The 13,791-nt window shown below is 44.5% G+C and carries 24 protein-coding genes and 2 pseudogenes; all 26 read left to right on the forward strand.

Annotated features, from left to right (window positions below):
* Positions 1-81 precede the first annotated feature (81 nt).
* The 26 genes and pseudogenes from murB to rpmD all read left to right on the forward strand — a co-directional run bounded on the left by murB (position 82) and on the right by rpmD (position 13,790).
* Positions 82-999: a UDP-N-acetylmuramate dehydrogenase gene (gene murB, locus CK1_RS14460; protein ID WP_021650759.1), complete on the forward strand. Its 918-nt coding sequence runs from the start codon at positions 82-84 to the stop codon at positions 997-999.
* A gap of 187 nt (positions 1,000-1,186) precedes the next feature.
* Positions 1,187-2,065 carry an RNase adapter RapZ gene (gene rapZ / locus CK1_RS14465; RefSeq protein WP_015526911.1) on the forward strand — a complete coding sequence of 293 codons (879 nt, stop codon included), beginning with the start codon at positions 1,187-1,189 and terminating at the stop codon, positions 2,063-2,065.
* 48 nt (positions 2,066-2,113) lie between these two features.
* A complete protein-coding gene (gene whiA, locus CK1_RS14470; RefSeq protein ID WP_015526912.1) occupies positions 2,114-3,070 on the forward strand; it encodes a DNA-binding protein WhiA in 957 nt (318 codons plus the stop codon).
* Positions 3,067-3,321, forward strand: coding sequence for an HPr family phosphocarrier protein (locus CK1_RS14475; protein ID WP_015526913.1), 255 nt, complete (start codon positions 3,067-3,069; stop codon positions 3,319-3,321). The genes whiA and CK1_RS14475 overlap by 4 nt, the downstream gene beginning before the upstream one ends.
* A gap of 145 nt (positions 3,322-3,466) precedes the next feature.
* Positions 3,467-4,090: a hypothetical protein gene (locus CK1_RS14480; protein ID WP_015526914.1), complete on the forward strand. Its 624-nt coding sequence runs from the start codon at positions 3,467-3,469 to the stop codon at positions 4,088-4,090.
* Positions 4,091-4,273: 183 nt separating this feature from the next.
* A complete protein-coding gene (locus CK1_RS14485) occupies positions 4,274-4,543 on the forward strand; it encodes a hypothetical protein (protein ID WP_015526915.1) in 270 nt (89 codons plus the stop codon).
* A gap of 344 nt (positions 4,544-4,887) precedes the next feature.
* Positions 4,888-5,205: a 30S ribosomal protein S10 gene (rpsJ, locus tag CK1_RS14490; protein ID WP_015526916.1), complete on the forward strand. Its 318-nt coding sequence runs from the start codon at positions 4,888-4,890 to the stop codon at positions 5,203-5,205.
* A gap of 65 nt (positions 5,206-5,270) precedes the next feature.
* A complete protein-coding gene (rplC, locus tag CK1_RS14495; protein WP_015526917.1) occupies positions 5,271-5,903 on the forward strand; it encodes a 50S ribosomal protein L3 in 633 nt (210 codons plus the stop codon).
* 21 nt (positions 5,904-5,924) lie between these two features.
* A complete protein-coding gene (rplD, locus tag CK1_RS14500) occupies positions 5,925-6,545 on the forward strand; it encodes a 50S ribosomal protein L4 (protein ID WP_015526918.1) in 621 nt (206 codons plus the stop codon).
* Positions 6,545-6,844: a 50S ribosomal protein L23 gene (gene rplW, locus CK1_RS14505; RefSeq protein ID WP_015526919.1), complete on the forward strand. Its 300-nt coding sequence runs from the start codon at positions 6,545-6,547 to the stop codon at positions 6,842-6,844. The genes rplD and rplW overlap by 1 nt, the downstream gene beginning before the upstream one ends.
* Before the next feature lie 62 nt (positions 6,845-6,906).
* Complete coding sequence (rplB, locus tag CK1_RS14510) at positions 6,907-7,752, forward strand: 50S ribosomal protein L2 (protein ID WP_015526920.1); 846 nt, start codon at positions 6,907-6,909, stop codon at positions 7,750-7,752.
* 15 nt (positions 7,753-7,767) lie between these two features.
* A complete protein-coding gene (gene rpsS, locus CK1_RS14515; protein ID WP_015526921.1) occupies positions 7,768-8,049 on the forward strand; it encodes a 30S ribosomal protein S19 in 282 nt (93 codons plus the stop codon).
* An 86-nt stretch (positions 8,050-8,135) separates the two neighbouring features.
* The gene (rplV, locus tag CK1_RS14520; protein WP_015526922.1) at positions 8,136-8,525 is read left to right on the forward strand and encodes a 50S ribosomal protein L22; all 390 of its coding nucleotides are present in this window, start codon (positions 8,136-8,138) and stop codon (positions 8,523-8,525) included.
* Positions 8,526-8,536: 11 nt separating this feature from the next.
* Entirely contained in the window at positions 8,537-9,193 is a 657-nt protein-coding gene (gene rpsC, locus CK1_RS14525; RefSeq protein WP_015526923.1) for a 30S ribosomal protein S3, read from the forward strand.
* Entirely contained in the window at positions 9,193-9,630 is a 438-nt protein-coding gene (gene rplP, locus CK1_RS14530) for a 50S ribosomal protein L16 (protein ID WP_015526924.1), read from the forward strand. Before rpsC ends, rplP begins: the two co-directional genes overlap by 1 nt.
* Positions 9,620-9,829: a 50S ribosomal protein L29 gene (gene rpmC, locus CK1_RS14535; protein ID WP_021650762.1), complete on the forward strand. Its 210-nt coding sequence runs from the start codon at positions 9,620-9,622 to the stop codon at positions 9,827-9,829. The genes rplP and rpmC overlap by 11 nt, the downstream gene beginning before the upstream one ends.
* A 14-nt stretch (positions 9,830-9,843) precedes the next feature.
* Positions 9,844-10,100 (forward strand): annotated as a pseudogene (gene rpsQ, locus CK1_RS14540) (30S ribosomal protein S17).
* Positions 10,101-10,113: 13 nt separating this feature from the next.
* Positions 10,114-10,481 (forward strand): annotated as a pseudogene (gene rplN / locus CK1_RS14545) (50S ribosomal protein L14).
* A gap of 11 nt (positions 10,482-10,492) precedes the next feature.
* Positions 10,493-10,804 (forward strand): 50S ribosomal protein L24, encoded by a 312-nt coding sequence (rplX, locus tag CK1_RS14550; RefSeq protein WP_015526926.1) that lies wholly within the window; start codon positions 10,493-10,495, stop codon positions 10,802-10,804.
* Between the two features lie 22 nt (positions 10,805-10,826).
* Positions 10,827-11,366 (forward strand): 50S ribosomal protein L5, encoded by a 540-nt coding sequence (rplE, locus tag CK1_RS14555; RefSeq protein WP_021650765.1) that lies wholly within the window; start codon positions 10,827-10,829, stop codon positions 11,364-11,366.
* A 13-nt stretch (positions 11,367-11,379) separates the two neighbouring features.
* The gene (locus tag CK1_RS14560) at positions 11,380-11,565 is read left to right on the forward strand and encodes a type Z 30S ribosomal protein S14 (RefSeq protein ID WP_015526927.1); all 186 of its coding nucleotides are present in this window, start codon (positions 11,380-11,382) and stop codon (positions 11,563-11,565) included.
* An 81-nt stretch (positions 11,566-11,646) separates the two neighbouring features.
* Positions 11,647-12,048: a 30S ribosomal protein S8 gene (gene rpsH, locus CK1_RS14565; protein WP_015526928.1), complete on the forward strand. Its 402-nt coding sequence runs from the start codon at positions 11,647-11,649 to the stop codon at positions 12,046-12,048.
* 96 nt (positions 12,049-12,144) lie between these two features.
* A complete protein-coding gene (gene rplF / locus CK1_RS14570) occupies positions 12,145-12,684 on the forward strand; it encodes a 50S ribosomal protein L6 (RefSeq protein WP_015526929.1) in 540 nt (179 codons plus the stop codon).
* Positions 12,685-12,701: 17 nt separating this feature from the next.
* Positions 12,702-13,070, forward strand: a complete 369-nt coding sequence (rplR, locus tag CK1_RS14575) for a 50S ribosomal protein L18 (RefSeq protein WP_015526930.1) — start codon at positions 12,702-12,704, stop codon at positions 13,068-13,070.
* Between the two features lie 17 nt (positions 13,071-13,087).
* Entirely contained in the window at positions 13,088-13,597 is a 510-nt protein-coding gene (gene rpsE / locus CK1_RS14580; RefSeq protein ID WP_015526931.1) for a 30S ribosomal protein S5, read from the forward strand.
* A 13-nt stretch (positions 13,598-13,610) separates the two neighbouring features.
* A complete protein-coding gene (gene rpmD / locus CK1_RS14585; RefSeq protein WP_015526932.1) occupies positions 13,611-13,790 on the forward strand; it encodes a 50S ribosomal protein L30 in 180 nt (59 codons plus the stop codon).
* Position 13,791 lies beyond the last annotated feature (1 nt).

Here is a 13,791-nt window from a genome sequence, read left to right on the forward strand (position 1 = left end):
TCCAGTTCATGAGCATGAGTCAAGGCGGAACAGTAATGTCTGCTTTACAGAAATAAAACAGAAAGACTGAGGAAATAAAAAGTGAATTCAGAAATCATAAAAAAGTTCTGCGATCTTCTTGGAGAAGAACGTGTTTTTACAGGCGAAGCAATGAGCCGTCATACAACTTTTAAAATCGGAGGTCCGGCGGATTATTTTCTGATGCCGGATAAAGACACAGATGTGGGGCGTATCGTAAAAATCTGTAAGGAAAGTGCGATCCCTTATTTTATCCTCGGAAACGGAAGTAATCTTCTGGTAGGAGACGGCGGTTACCGTGGCGCGGTTATCCAGATCTACAAAAATATGTCTGCCGTTACCGTAGAAGGAACAGAGATCACCGTACAGGCAGGTGCGCTGCTTTCATCGGTGGCAGCAGCAGCAAAAAATGCAGCTCTTACAGGCTTTGAGTTTGCAGGCGGGATCCCGGGAACTATGGGCGGTGCGGTTGTGATGAATGCAGGTGCCTATGGCGGCGAGATGAAGGATGTTCTCACAGAGGTAACTGTGATGGATGAGGAGGGAGAGATCGTTACCCTTCCGGCAGATAAACTGGAACTGGGATATCGTACCAGCATCATCAAAACCGCAGGTTATATCGTGCTGGAAGCAAAGCTGCAGCTGAAGGAGGGAAATCCGGAAGTGATCCGTGAGACCATGAAAGATCTGACGATCCGTCGTACCACCAAACAGCCGTTGGAGTATCCCAGTGCTGGAAGTACCTTTAAGAGACCGGAGGGATATTTTGCAGGTAAGCTGATCATGGACAGCGGTCTTGCTGGATATCAGGTAGGTGGTGCACAGGTTTCTGAGAAACACTGTGGCTTTGTGATCAATGCAGGCGGTGCAACTGCCAGGGATGTCCGCACGCTGATGGATAATGTCAGGGATATCGTTTATAAGAAATATGGAGTTACGTTGGAACCGGAGGTGAAGTTCCTGGGTGATTTTGAAGCCTGATGACCATTTCTGGTACATCGTTTTCAAAATAATTATACCACTTACTTGTCTGTGGATCCGATCGCACAGACCTAAAAGGCTCAGCGTAGTCCGGCTTTCAGGTACCCAGGATACGAAACAGAGGTAACAGGAATGCGTATGTACGCTTTGCAGATAACGGAAGAAGAAATGGAAAGGAAGAGAGACTATGCGTTTTGTGATCGTTACAGGAGTGTCAGGAGCAGGAAAAACAGCTGCACTTAAAATGTTGGAGGATATGGGATATTTCTGCGTGGATAATCTTCCAATCCAGCTTCTGGAAAAATTTGCTTCCCTTCTTCCTGAGATGCAGAGCGAAAATGTTAGAAATGTGGCTCTGGGGATCGATGCTAGAAGCGGAAGTGCCCTTGATGAACTGGAAGTAGTTCTGGACCGTATGAAGCAGACCGGGTATGATTACGAGATCCTGTTTATGGATGCAGAGGATTCGGTCCTTGTAAAACGCTATAAAGAATCCAGAAGAAGCCACCCGCTGGCAAGAGCAGGGAGAGTGGATGAGGGAATCCGCCTGGAACGTGAGAAAACAAAATTTCTCCGGAAACGTGCGGATTATATCATTGATACCAGCCATCTGCTTACCAGGGAGCTTCGCCAGGAAATCGAAAAGATCTTTGTGGATGACAGAGAGTTCAGCAATATCATGATCTCTGTGCTTTCCTTCGGCTTTAAGTATGGAATCCCGGCAGATGCAGATCTTGTGTTTGATGTGCGATTTCTTCCCAATCCCTATTATGTGGATGAACTGCGTCCTCTGACAGGCCTTGACGATGAAGTGTTCAATTATGTGATGGCCAGTGATACGGCGAAAGCCTTCGCGGACAAACTGGAGGATATGATCCGTTTTCTGATCCCTAACTACATTAAAGAAGGGAAAACAAGCCTTGTGATCGGTATCGGATGTACAGGGGGAAAACATCGTTCTGTTACGATTGCCAGAGAACTTTTTTCCAGGCTTTCCAAATCGGATGAATACGGCATCCGCCTGGAGCACAGGGATGCGGAGAAGGACAGACTTCTGAAAAAATAACTGCCGCGATGAAAAGGGTGGCAGGGAAACAGTAAAAGAGGGTTCGGGATGTCATTTTCAGGAAAAGTCAAAGAAGAACTTGCAGGACAGCTTAGTCTGGCCAGGCACTGTCAGGTGGCAGAACTGGCGGCACTGCTCTGCGGCTGCGGCCGTGTGGAAAAAATGTCGGATGGAAACAGAAAACTATGGATCCAGACAGAAAATGAAGCAGTTGCAAGAAAAAGCTTTACATTATTGCGAAAAACCTTTAATATAGAGACAGCGATTGTTATCCGGGAAGGGTCTCATCTCAAACGGGGTAAGGTATATCTTGTTGAGGTTACGGATCCTGCCAGAACAGAGGAAGTACTGCAGGGGACAAAACTTTCTGTGGATAACGAAACCGGTTTACTTGAAATGGATAATTCGCTTGTGGTTCAGATGAACTGTTGCAAGCGGGCATTTATTCGCGGTACTTTTTTGTCGTCCGGTTCGATCAGTGATCCAGAGAAAGGGTATCATTTTGAGATCGTGTGTCCGGACAGCAGGAAAGCAGAACAATTACAGGGGATTATCCGCAGCTTTCACGTAGAAGCTAAAATTGTGGTGCGCAAGAAATCATATGTGGTCTATGTGAAGGAAGGCGCGCAGATCGTTGACATGCTGGCAGTCATGGAGGCGAACGTAGCCCTTATGGATCTGGAGAACATCCGGATACTTAAGGAAATGCGTAACACGGTAAACCGTAAGGTGAACTGTGAGGCTGCGAATATCAATAAAACGGTAAATGCGGCAGTGAGACAGGTGGAAGATATACAGCTGATCAGCAGAACTATCGGCTTTGAGAGCTTAAGCGATGGACTGGCACAGATAGCCAGGCTGAGACTGCAGTATCCGGATGCCACACTGAAAGAATTAGGTATGATGTTGAATCCGCAGGTGGGCAAATCAGGTGTGAATCACCGGCTTCGCAAGCTGAGTGAGATCGCAGATGAGCTGCGGGAGAACAAGGAGGAGCTATTATGATTAAAAAACCAATCACTATCAACTTATCCACTGGACTGGAGGCAAGACCTGTAGCACAGCTTGTTCAGGTGGCAAGCCAGTTTAACAGTGAAATTTATGTTGAGATTGGCAAAAAAAGAGTCAATGCAAAGAGCATTATGGGAATGATGACCCTGGGACTTGACGCTGGAGAAGAGATTACACTGTCTGCCAACGGTGATGATGAGAATGCAGCGATGGAGAGCATTGAACAGTATTTAAGCAACCAGTAATCAGTTGGGACAGAGCAGTCCGCGGAAAAGGGTAGATTCCTGCGGATGTGGAATATAAAGGGATACAGACGGAAAGGAAGACCGATTCCCGCTGTATCCCTTTCCGCTTCAAAGTACCTACAAATATGAAAGAGGAAGATTACCTATGTCAAAAGTATTGAAATTTATCGTACATTTTGTTGTGATATGCACACTGATCTGTGTACTGGGACTTGTTCTTCCGCCGTTCTTCGGGGTGAGAACAGTGATCGTGGATAAATCCGATAAGGCAACGAACCTCCCAGTCGGATCTGTTACATATGCGATCCCGGAGAAGAGTTCTGCGATCAGCGCAGGTACTCCGATCCTTGTACAGAAAGATTCCGAGACATATAAATATACGATCACCAATCTCGATGCCTCCAAGGGAACCGGAACAGTAACAGATCAGTCCGTTTCCGGAGGAAAGACTTTTACCATTAAGGTTGGAGATTATGTTCCGAAAGTTGTAGTTACCATTGGCTATGTGGGATATCTTATGGTGGCTACAGAAAGTATTGAAGGCCTGATCATTCTTGGTCTGGTCGTATTGTTCCTGATCATCCTGTATGTGATCGCAGAGCTCTGGAAGAAAGAGCCGGATGATATTGAGGAAGATGTGAACGATCCGGAACCGGGTTATGCGAAGTCCAGGAAAGAACTGAAGCAGGAAGAAAAAGCACGTGCCAGAAGAATGAAGGAAGAAGAAAAGAGATCATTCAGGAAGAAAAGGCACGAAAACACAAAATAAAAAGCAGATAAGCGTAAGGTCCGTACGGGCGGTTTCGTAGATGAGATTGACGAAGAGGATGTTACAGGCTATTCGGAGAATAAAAAGAAGGCTGCCATACAGCAGACTGCACAGACTGCCGCAAGTGAAGCTCATGCGGAACTTAAGAAAGAGATTGCAGCAGCCACTTCAGAAGAAGCAGATATGCTTTCCAGACTGGAAATGGCAGAACGTACGGTTGAAGAAAACAGAAAGCCGCATCCGGCCGGAAAGGTCGAAGAGGTTCCGGAAGAGGAAGAGGAGCCGGTTACCATTGGAAGCCTTGCGATGCCGTCTTATTCCGCAGCGCAGCTTGCAAGCCGCGTAAAGAAGGCCGGTGATGCACCGGATATCGTTAAGGATGACATCACGAAGGTTACACTGTTTGATTACTCGGATATCATCAGTGGTGATGTGGACGATATGGAAGAATAAAATAAGTACCTATTATATAAGAAGAAAATGGTTCAGAAATGAGCCATTTTCTTCTTTTTAAAAAATCAAAAAATTTAAAAAAGGCTTGCATTCTGAAGAATCATCGTATATACTAATCCTTGCTGTGACATTGATAGCTATGAAGCGCGAGGTTGCTGCCACACTGGCAGGTTTTCCGTGGAGCGAATGTCAAGTTAGGAAACTGACGACAAGTCACTGTACAAAGTTCAATAACCATCTTGGGATGGGACGTGTGTGCAAATATACCATGACACACACGGAGATGTGTACAGTCGCCGCTTGTCGTACTGCTATATAAGTACGAATAGGAGGAGACTTTTTTTATGGCAAATCAGGTAATGAGAATCACATTAAAGGCATATGATCATCAGCTCGTTGATGCATCTGCAGCAAAGATCATCGAGACAGTAAAGAAGAACGGAGCAATGGTAAGTGGACCGGTTCCGCTTCCTACTAAGAAAGAGGTTGTTACAATCTTAAGAGCTGTTCATAAATACAAAGATTCCAGAGAGCAGTTTGAGCAGAGAACACATAAGAGACTTATCGATATCCTGACACCAACTCAGAAAACAGTAGATGCACTTTCCAGACTGGAAATGCCGGCTGGTGTTCACATCGATATCAAGATGAAAAACCGCTAATAATGTCATTTGACATTAACTATATGATTACCGAATGGTAATCCGCTATAAGGAGGAAGAAAGAAATGAAGAAAGCTATTTTAGCTACTAAAGTCGGAATGACTCAGATCTTCAATGAAGATGGAATGTTAATTCCGGTAACTGTTTTACAGGCAGGTCCTTGCGTTGTAACTCAGGTTAAAACTGAGGAGAACGATGGATACACATCAGTTCAGGTTGGCTTCGGCGAGATCAGAGAGAAACTGGTCAACAAACCGGAGAAAGGCCACTTTGACAAAGCTGGTGTAGCTGTAAAGAGATTTGTAAAAGAGTTCAGATTTGACAATGCCGGCGAGTATGAGGTTGGACAGGAGATCAAGGCTGATATCTTTGCAGCAGGAGATCATATCGATGCTACTGCAGTTTCCAAAGGTAAAGGCTTCCAGGGCGCCATCAAGAGACATGGCCAGTCCAGAGGACCTATGGCTCACGGTTCTAAATATCATCGTCATGCAGGTTCCAACGGCGCTTGCTCCGATCCGAGCAAGGTTTTCAAAGGAAAACATATGCCAGGTCACATGGGACATGTTCAGGTAACTGTTCAGAATCTTGAGATCGTACGTGTAGATACAGAAAATAACTTACTGTTAGTTAAGGGTGCTGTTCCAGGACCTAAGAAATCTTTGGTTACAATCAAAGAGACAGTAAAGTCCTTATAATAGGAAAGGAGGAGCATCAGAATGGCTAATGTAACTGTTTATAATATGGAAGGCAATGAAGTTGGCACAATGGAGCTGAATGACGCAGTATTCGGCGTTGAGATCAACGAGCATCTCGTTCATCTTGCAGTTGTTCGTCAGCTTGCAAATAACCGTCAGGGAACTCAGAAAGCGAAAACTCGTTCTGAGGTAAGAGGCGGCGGAAGAAAACCGTGGAGACAGAAAGGAACAGGTCATGCAAGACAGGGTTCCATCCGTGCACCACAGTGGACAGGCGGCGGTGTTGTATTCGCTCCGGTTCCGAGAGATTATGAAGTGAAAATGAACAAGAAGGAAAGAAGAGCAGCTCTTAAATCCGCTCTGACATCCAAGGTTCAGGATAATAAACTTGTTGTTGTTGACAGCCTTGCACTTGCTGAGGTTAAGACAAAAGAGATGCAGAAGGTTCTTACAAACCTGAAAGCAGAGAAAGCTCTTGTAATCACAGCTGACAACGATCAGAACGTAGTTCTTTCCGCAAGAAACATCGCTGACGTGGAAACTGCAACACCGGCTACAATCAACACATACGATGTTATGAAACACAACACCGTAGTTGTTACAAAGGATGCCGTTGCATCTATCGAGGAGGTATACGCATAATGGCAAGTATTCAGTACTATGACGTAATCATCCGTCCGGTTATCACAGAGAAATCCATGGCAGACATGGGTGAGAAGAAATATACATTCCTTGTACATCCGGAAGCTAACAAGACTCAGATCAAAGAGGCTGTTGAGAAGATGTTCGAGGGAACAAAAGTTAAGAGCGTAAACACCATCAACAGTGATGGAAAGAAAAAACGCCGTGGAATGGTAGTTGGAAAAACTGCTAAGACTAAAAAAGCTATCGTAGCTCTTACAGAAGAGAGCAAAGATATCGAGATTTTTGAGGGACTTTAATTAACAGATAAGTCCGAATATGTGCACGAAAGCACGAGAACAAATTCGAAAGGAGAAACATCATGGGAATCAAAAGCTATAACCCATATACACCGTCAAGAAGACATATGACTGGTTCCGACTTCTCTGAGATTACAGCTGCAAAACCAGAGAAATCCCTCGTTACTTCCCTTAAGAAGAACGCTGGACGTAACAATCAGGGTAAGATCACTGTAAGACATCAGGGTGGCGGAAGCAGAAGAAAATACAGAATCATCGACTTCAAGAGAAGAAAAGATGGAATCCCTGCAACAGTTAAAACAATCGAGTACGATCCGAACAGAACAGCTAACATCGCTCTGATCTGCTACGCAGATGGCGAGAAAGCTTACATCCTCGCTCCAGAGGGACTTAAAGTAGGCCAGAAGGTTTACAATGGTCCGGAAGCTGAGGTTCGTGTTGGAAACTGCCTCCCACTGGAGCTTATCCCGGTTGGTACTATGGTTCACAACATTGAGCTTCATCCTGGAAAAGGCGGACAGATGGTTCGTTCTGCAGGAAACGGCGCACAGCTCATGGCTAAAGAAGGAAAGTACGCAACACTTCGTCTTCCTTCCGGTGAGATGAGAATGGTTCCGATCGTATGCCGCGCAACTGTTGGTGTAATCGGAAACGGAGATCACAACCTTATTAACATCGGTAAAGCCGGACGTAAACGTAACATGGGTATCAGACCTACAGTTCGTGGTTCCGTAATGAACCCGAATGACCATCCACATGGTGGTGGTGAAGGTAAGACCGGTATCGGACGCCCAGGTCCTTGCACACCGTGGGGCAAACCTGCTCTCGGCCTGAAGACCAGAAAGAAAAACAAACAGTCCAACAAGTACATCGTAAGAAGACGCGATGGAAAAGCATTATCGAAATAATAAGGAGGAGAAAGCATGTCTCGTTCACTGAAAAAAGGACCTTTTGCAGACCAGAGCTTACTTAAAAAAGTAGACGCTCTTAACGCTGCAAATGATAAATCCGTAATCAAAACTTGGTCTCGCCGTTCCACAATCTTCCCGTCTTTCGTAGGACACACAATCGCTGTTCATGACGGAAGAAAACATGTGCCGGTATATATCACAGAGGATATGGTAGGACACAAACTTGGTGAGTTCGTTGCAACAAGAACTTACAGAGGACACGGAAAAGACGAGAAGAAGTCCGGAGTACGCTAGTCATCAGATTTATAACTGCCCGCTGTCAATTTAAGACAGCTGGCAGATAACTTAGATATCGAATTTAAGAAAGGAGGCACTTTAAGATGGCAAAAGGACATAGAAGCCAGATAAAGAGAGCCAGAAATGAGAATAATAGAGAGACAAGGCCGTCTGCAAAGTTATCTTATGCAAGAATTTCTGTTCAGAAAGCCTGCTACGTATTAGATGCGATCCGTGGCAAAGATGTACAGACAGCACTTGGTATCCTGACATACAATCCGAGATACGCTTCCAGCGTGATCAAAAAACTGCTTGAGTCAGCAGTAGCAAACGCTGAGAACAACAACGGAATGAACGCAGACAACCTTTATGTTGCAGCATGCTATGCAGATAAGGGACCTACAATGAAGAGAATTCAGCCGAGAGCACAGGGTAGAGCTTACAGAATCGAGAAGAGAACTAGCCATATCACAGTTGTGCTTGATGAAAGGTAAGGAGGAAAAGCATGGGACAGAAAGTTAATCCGCATGGCCTTAGAGTCGGAGTTATCAAGGATTGGGATTCCAGATGGTATGCAGAAGACAAGTTTGCTGACTACCTGGTAGAAGACTACAACATCAGAACATTCCTTAAAAAGAAATTATACAGCGCAGGTGTTTCCAAAATCGAGATCGAGAGAGCATCTGACAGAGTTAAGATCATCATCTACACAGCAAAACCTGGTATCGTAATCGGTAAGGGCGGCGCAGAGATCGAGAAAGTTAAAGCTGAGCTTCAGAAATACACAGACAAGAAGCTTATCGTTGACATCAAAGAAGTTAAGAGACCGGACAAAGATGCACAGCTGGTTGCTGAGAACATTGCTCTTCAGCTTGAGAACCGTATTTCCTTCAGACGTGCTATGAAGTCCACAATGCAGAGAACAATGAAGGCTGGCGCTAAGGGAATCAAGACTTCCGTATCCGGACGTCTCGGCGGAGCTGATATGGCTCGTACAGAGTTCTACAGCGAGGGAACAATCCCGCTTCAGACACTTCGTGCAGATATCGACTATGGCTTTGCGGAAGCAGACACCACATACGGTAAAGTTGGTGTTAAGGCATGGATCTACAATGGTGAGATTCTTCCGACAAAAGGAACTAAGGAAGGGAGCGATAAATAATGTTAATGCCAAAAAGAGTAAAACGTCGTAAACAATTCCGTGGCTCCATGAGAGGAAAAGCCCTTAGAGGCAATGTTATCAACTATGGTGATTTCGGTCTTGTTGCTACTGAGCCATGTTGGATCAGATCTAATCAGATCGAGGCAGCCCGTGTTGCTATGACCCGTTACATCAAACGTGGCGGTAAAGTTTGGATTAAGATTTTCCCGGATAAACCGGTAACAGCTAAACCAGCTGAGACTCGAATGGGTTCCGGAAAAGGCGCTCTGGAGTACTGGGTAGCAGTAGTAAAACCAGGTCGTGTTATGTTTGAGATTGCAGGCGTGTCCGAAGAGGTTGCCCGTGAAGCATTACGTCTTGCAATGCACAAGTTACCATGTAAATGTAAAATCGTTTCTCGTGCAGACTTAGAAGGCGGTGATAACAGTGAAAATTAATAAGTTCGTGGAAGATTTAAAAGCAAAGTCAGTTGCAGAACTGAATGAAGAATTAGTAGCTGCTAAAAAAGAGCTTTTCAATCTGAGATTTCAGAATGCAACAAACCAGTTAGACAATACAGGACGAATCAAAGAGGTTCGTAAAAATATTGCCAGAATCCAGACAGTAATCACTGAGCAGGCAAACGCTTCCAAATAGGACAGGAGGACATAATCGTGGAAAGAAATCTGAGAAAAACCCGCGTGGGTAAGGTTATCAGCGACAAAATGGATAAGACCATCGTAGTTGCAATTGAAGACCATGTAAAACATCCTCTTTACAAAAAATCGTGAAGAGAACATATAAATTAAAAGCTCATGACGAGAACAATGAGTGCAACATCGGAGATACCGTTAAGGTAATGGAGACCAGACCGCTGTCCAAGGACAAGAGATGGAGACTGGTTGAGATCGTAGAGAAAGCTAAATAAGGAGGAAACCAGTATGATTCAGCAGGAAACTAGACTGAAAGTTGCCGACAACACTGGTGCAAAAGAAATCCTTTGTATTCGTGTTATGGGCGGCTCTACAAGAAGATATGCAAACATCGGTGACACAATCGTTGCTACGGTTAAAGATGCAACACCAGGCGGCGTTGTTAAAAAGGTGACGTTGTTAAAGCTGTAGTTGTTAGAACTAAAAAAGGCGCTCGTCGTAAAGACGGATCTTACATCCGTTTCGATGAAAATGCTGCCGTAATTATCAAGGATGACTTAACTCCGAGAGGAACACGTATCTTTGGACCAGTTGCCAGAGAGCTTCGTGAGAAGAAATTCATGAAGATCGTTTCCTTAGCTCCGGAAGTATTATAGGAGGGTGCCGAATGTCAGCTATGAAAATTAAAAAAGGTGATACTGTAAAGGTAATCACTGGAAAAGATAAAGGTAAGGACGGAAAGGTCCTTGCAGTTAACGTAAAAGACAACACAGTAGTTGTTGAGAACGTAAACATGGTTACAAAGCACGCTAAACCGTCCGCAGCTAATCAGAACGGTGGAATCGTGACAAAAGAAGCTCCGCTTCATATCTCCAACGTAATGCTCGTTGTAGACGGAAAAGCTACAAGAGTTGGATTCAAGATGGATGGAGACAAAAAAGTTCGTGTTGCCAAAGCAACAGGAAAGACAATCGATTAATTAAGAGAGGAGGCATATAAAGGTGAGTAGATTAAAAGATCTTTACAAGAACGAGATCATGGATGCCATGACCAAGAAATTCGGATACAAAAACGTAATGGAAGTGCCAAAACTCGAGAAAATCGTTGTTAACATGGGTGTTGGCGAGGCAAAAGAGAACGCTAAACTTCTTGACGCTGCAATCGCAGATATGGAACTTGTTACAGGACAGAAAGCAATCGCTACAAAAGCTAAAAAATCTGTCGCTAACTTCAAAATCAGAGAGGGTATGCCGATCGGATGTAAAGTTACCTTAAGAGGCGAGAAGATGTATGAGTTCGCTGATCGTCTTATCAACCTTGCTCTTCCACGTGTACGTGACTTCCGTGGTGTTAACCCGAACGCATTCGACGGCAGAGGAAACTATGCTCTTGGTATCAAAGAGCAGCTGATCTTCCCAGAGGTTGAGTACGATAAGGTTGATAAAGTAAGAGGAATGGACGTTATCTTCGTTACAACTGCTAAAACAGATGAAGAGGCACGCGAATTACTGACATTATTCAACATGCCATTTGCTAAATAGGAGGAAAAGATTCATGGCTAAGACAGCAATGAAAATTAAACAGCAGCGTAAAGCTAAATTCTCCACAAGAGAGTATACTCGCTGCAGAATCTGTGGCCGTCCACATGCATACCTGAGAAAATACGGAATTTGCAGAATCTGCTTCCGTGAGCTGGCATACAAAGGTCAGATCCCGGGTGTTAAGAAAGCTTCCTGGTAGGCCGAGGCGAAAGCAACTTTTTAATCATTTAAATAATATTCACACGACATGTAAAGTCTGAAGAAAGAGGAGGAAACTTACATGACAATGAGCGATCCGATCGCAGATATGCTTACAAGAATCCGTAACGCAAATACTGCAAAACATGACACTGTAGACGTACCGGCATCCAAGATGAAAATTGCTATCGCAAACATCCTTGTAGATGAGGGATACATCGCAAAATATGATCTGGTTGAGGATGGAGTTGTTAAAACTCTTCACATCACACTGAAATATGGTGAGGACAAAAACCAGAAGATCATCACAGGACTTAAGAGAATCTCCAAACCAGGTCTTCGTGTATACGCAGGCAAGGATGAGCTTCCGAAGGTTCTTGGTGGACTTGGTATCGCAATCCTTTCCACAAACAAAGGCGTTATCACTGACAAAGAGGCTCGTAAGCTTCAGGTTGGTGGCGAGGTACTTGCATTCGTTTGGTAGGCCAAAGCCGCTTAACGAAGCAGTCATATAGCTTTTAAACTGAAAACAGAGAGGGCATGGGCCCTCTCCGACAATCTAAGTAAGGAGGACAAATTTATGTCACGAATCGGAAGACTTCCGGTTGCAATTCCAGCTGGCGTTGAGGTTACAGTCGCAGATGGAAACGTTGTAACAGTAAAAGGACCTAAGGGAACACTTGAGAGAGCACTCCCGACAGAGTTAGAGATCAAAGTTGAAGACGGTCATGTAGTTGTAACAAGACCGAACGACTTAAAGAGAATCAAAGCCCTTCACGGCTTAACAAGAAGCCTTATCCACAACATGGTTGTTGGTGTAAGCGAAGGATACAAAAAAGAGCTTGAGGTTAACGGTGTTGGTTACAGAGCTGCTAAGCAGGGCAAGAAACTTGTACTTAACCTCGGATATTCTCACCCGGTAGAGATGGAAGATCCAGAAGGTCTTGAGTCCACAGTTGACGGAAACAAGATCATCGTATCTGGTATCAGCAAAGAAAAAGTTGGCCAGTACGCAGCTGAGATCAGAGACAAGAGAAGACCTGAGCCATACAAGGGCAAGGGAATCAAGTACGTTGACGAAGTTATCAGACGTAAAGTCGGTAAGACCGGTAAGAAATAATTAAGGAGAGTGAGAATATGATTAACAAAGCATCCAGAAGCGAAATTCGCGAAAAGAAGCATAGAAGATTACGTCATCATTTAAACGGAACTGCAACTACTCCTCGTCTGGCAGTATTTCGTTCCAACAAGCACATCTATGCACAGATTATTGATGACACAGTTGGTAAAACTTTAGTATCCGCTTCTACTCTCCAGAAGGACGTAAAAGCAGAGCTTGAGAACACTGATGATGTACAGGCTGCAGCAAAAGTTGGAACAGTGATCGGTAAAAAAGCTGTTGAGGCTGGTATCGAGAGCGTTGTTTTCGACAGAGGTGGATATATCTACCACGGAAAAGTTAAAGCACTGGCAGATGCAGCAAGAGAAGCTGGACTGAAATTCTAAGAGGAGGAAAAGAACACATGAAACGTAATCTTATTGATGCTAGTCAGTTAGAGTTAGAAGATAAAGTAGTATCAATCAAGCGTGTTACCAAGGTTGTTAAAGGTGGTCGTAACTTCCGTTTCACAGCTTTAGTTGTTGTAGGTGACGGCAATGGACACGTTGGTGCAGGTTTAGGAAAAGCAGCAGAAATTCCGGAGGCGATCCGCAAAGGTAAAGAGGACGCTATGAAGAAGCTTGTTACTGTTGCAAGAGACGAGAACAATTCCATTACACATGACTTCATCGGAAAATTCGGAAGCGCTGAGATGCTTCTGAAGAGAGCTCCGGAAGGTACTGGAGTTATCGCCGGTGGCCCGGCACGTGCCGTAATCGAGCTTGCAGGTATCAAAAACATCCGTACAAAATGTATGGGTTCCAGAAATAAACAGAACGTAGTTCTGGCAACAATCGCAGGCCTGAGCCAGTTAAAGACTCCGGAAGAGGTTGCAAAGCTCCGCGGAAAATCTGTAGATGAGATTCTGGGTTAAGGAGGATATGGAAATGGCAGATACAATCAAGGTTACACTGGTAAAATCTCCAATCGGTGCAGTACCGAAACACAAAAAAACTGTAAAAGCTATGGGTCTTACAAAGATGCATAAAACAGTTGAGATGCCAGACAACGCTGCAACCAGAGGAATGATTCAGCAGGTGCAGCACCTGGTAAAAGTAGAAGATTAAG

Origin of the sequence: Ruminococcus sp. SR1/5, assembly GCF_000209835.1 — a bacterium.
Classification (GTDB): domain Bacteria; phylum Bacillota; class Clostridia; order Lachnospirales; family Lachnospiraceae; genus Blautia_A; species Blautia_A fusiformis.

Excerpts from the sequence above, each read along its gene's own strand:
- rapZ (WP_015526911.1), top strand. The coding sequence starts at position 1,187 with ATGCGTTTTGTGATCGTTACAGGAGTGTCAGGAGCAGGAAAAACAGCT.
- whiA (WP_015526912.1), top strand. The coding sequence starts at position 2,114 with ATGTCATTTTCAGGAAAAGTCAAAGAAGAACTTGCAGGACAGCTTAGT.
- CK1_RS14475 (WP_015526913.1), top strand. The coding sequence starts at position 3,067 with ATGATTAAAAAACCAATCACTATCAACTTATCCACTGGACTGGAGGCA.
- CK1_RS14480 (WP_015526914.1), top strand. The coding sequence starts at position 3,467 with ATGTCAAAAGTATTGAAATTTATCGTACATTTTGTTGTGATATGCACA.
- CK1_RS14485 (WP_015526915.1), top strand. The coding sequence starts at position 4,274 with ATGCTTTCCAGACTGGAAATGGCAGAACGTACGGTTGAAGAAAACAGA.
- rpsJ (WP_015526916.1), top strand. The coding sequence starts at position 4,888 with ATGGCAAATCAGGTAATGAGAATCACATTAAAGGCATATGATCATCAG.
- rplC (WP_015526917.1), top strand. The coding sequence starts at position 5,271 with ATGAAGAAAGCTATTTTAGCTACTAAAGTCGGAATGACTCAGATCTTC.
- rplD (WP_015526918.1), top strand. The coding sequence starts at position 5,925 with ATGGCTAATGTAACTGTTTATAATATGGAAGGCAATGAAGTTGGCACA.
- rplW (WP_015526919.1), top strand. The coding sequence starts at position 6,545 with ATGGCAAGTATTCAGTACTATGACGTAATCATCCGTCCGGTTATCACA.
- rplB (WP_015526920.1), top strand. The coding sequence starts at position 6,907 with ATGGGAATCAAAAGCTATAACCCATATACACCGTCAAGAAGACATATG.
- rpsS (WP_015526921.1), top strand. The coding sequence starts at position 7,768 with ATGTCTCGTTCACTGAAAAAAGGACCTTTTGCAGACCAGAGCTTACTT.
- rplV (WP_015526922.1), top strand. The coding sequence starts at position 8,136 with ATGGCAAAAGGACATAGAAGCCAGATAAAGAGAGCCAGAAATGAGAAT.
- rpsC (WP_015526923.1), top strand. The coding sequence starts at position 8,537 with ATGGGACAGAAAGTTAATCCGCATGGCCTTAGAGTCGGAGTTATCAAG.
- rplP (WP_015526924.1), top strand. The coding sequence starts at position 9,193 with ATGTTAATGCCAAAAAGAGTAAAACGTCGTAAACAATTCCGTGGCTCC.
- rplX (WP_015526926.1), top strand. The coding sequence starts at position 10,493 with ATGTCAGCTATGAAAATTAAAAAAGGTGATACTGTAAAGGTAATCACT.
- CK1_RS14560 (WP_015526927.1), top strand. The coding sequence starts at position 11,380 with ATGGCTAAGACAGCAATGAAAATTAAACAGCAGCGTAAAGCTAAATTC.
- rpsH (WP_015526928.1), top strand. The coding sequence starts at position 11,647 with ATGACAATGAGCGATCCGATCGCAGATATGCTTACAAGAATCCGTAAC.
- rplF (WP_015526929.1), top strand. The coding sequence starts at position 12,145 with ATGTCACGAATCGGAAGACTTCCGGTTGCAATTCCAGCTGGCGTTGAG.
- rplR (WP_015526930.1), top strand. The coding sequence starts at position 12,702 with ATGATTAACAAAGCATCCAGAAGCGAAATTCGCGAAAAGAAGCATAGA.
- rpsE (WP_015526931.1), top strand. The coding sequence starts at position 13,088 with ATGAAACGTAATCTTATTGATGCTAGTCAGTTAGAGTTAGAAGATAAA.
- rpmD (WP_015526932.1), top strand. The coding sequence starts at position 13,611 with ATGGCAGATACAATCAAGGTTACACTGGTAAAATCTCCAATCGGTGCA.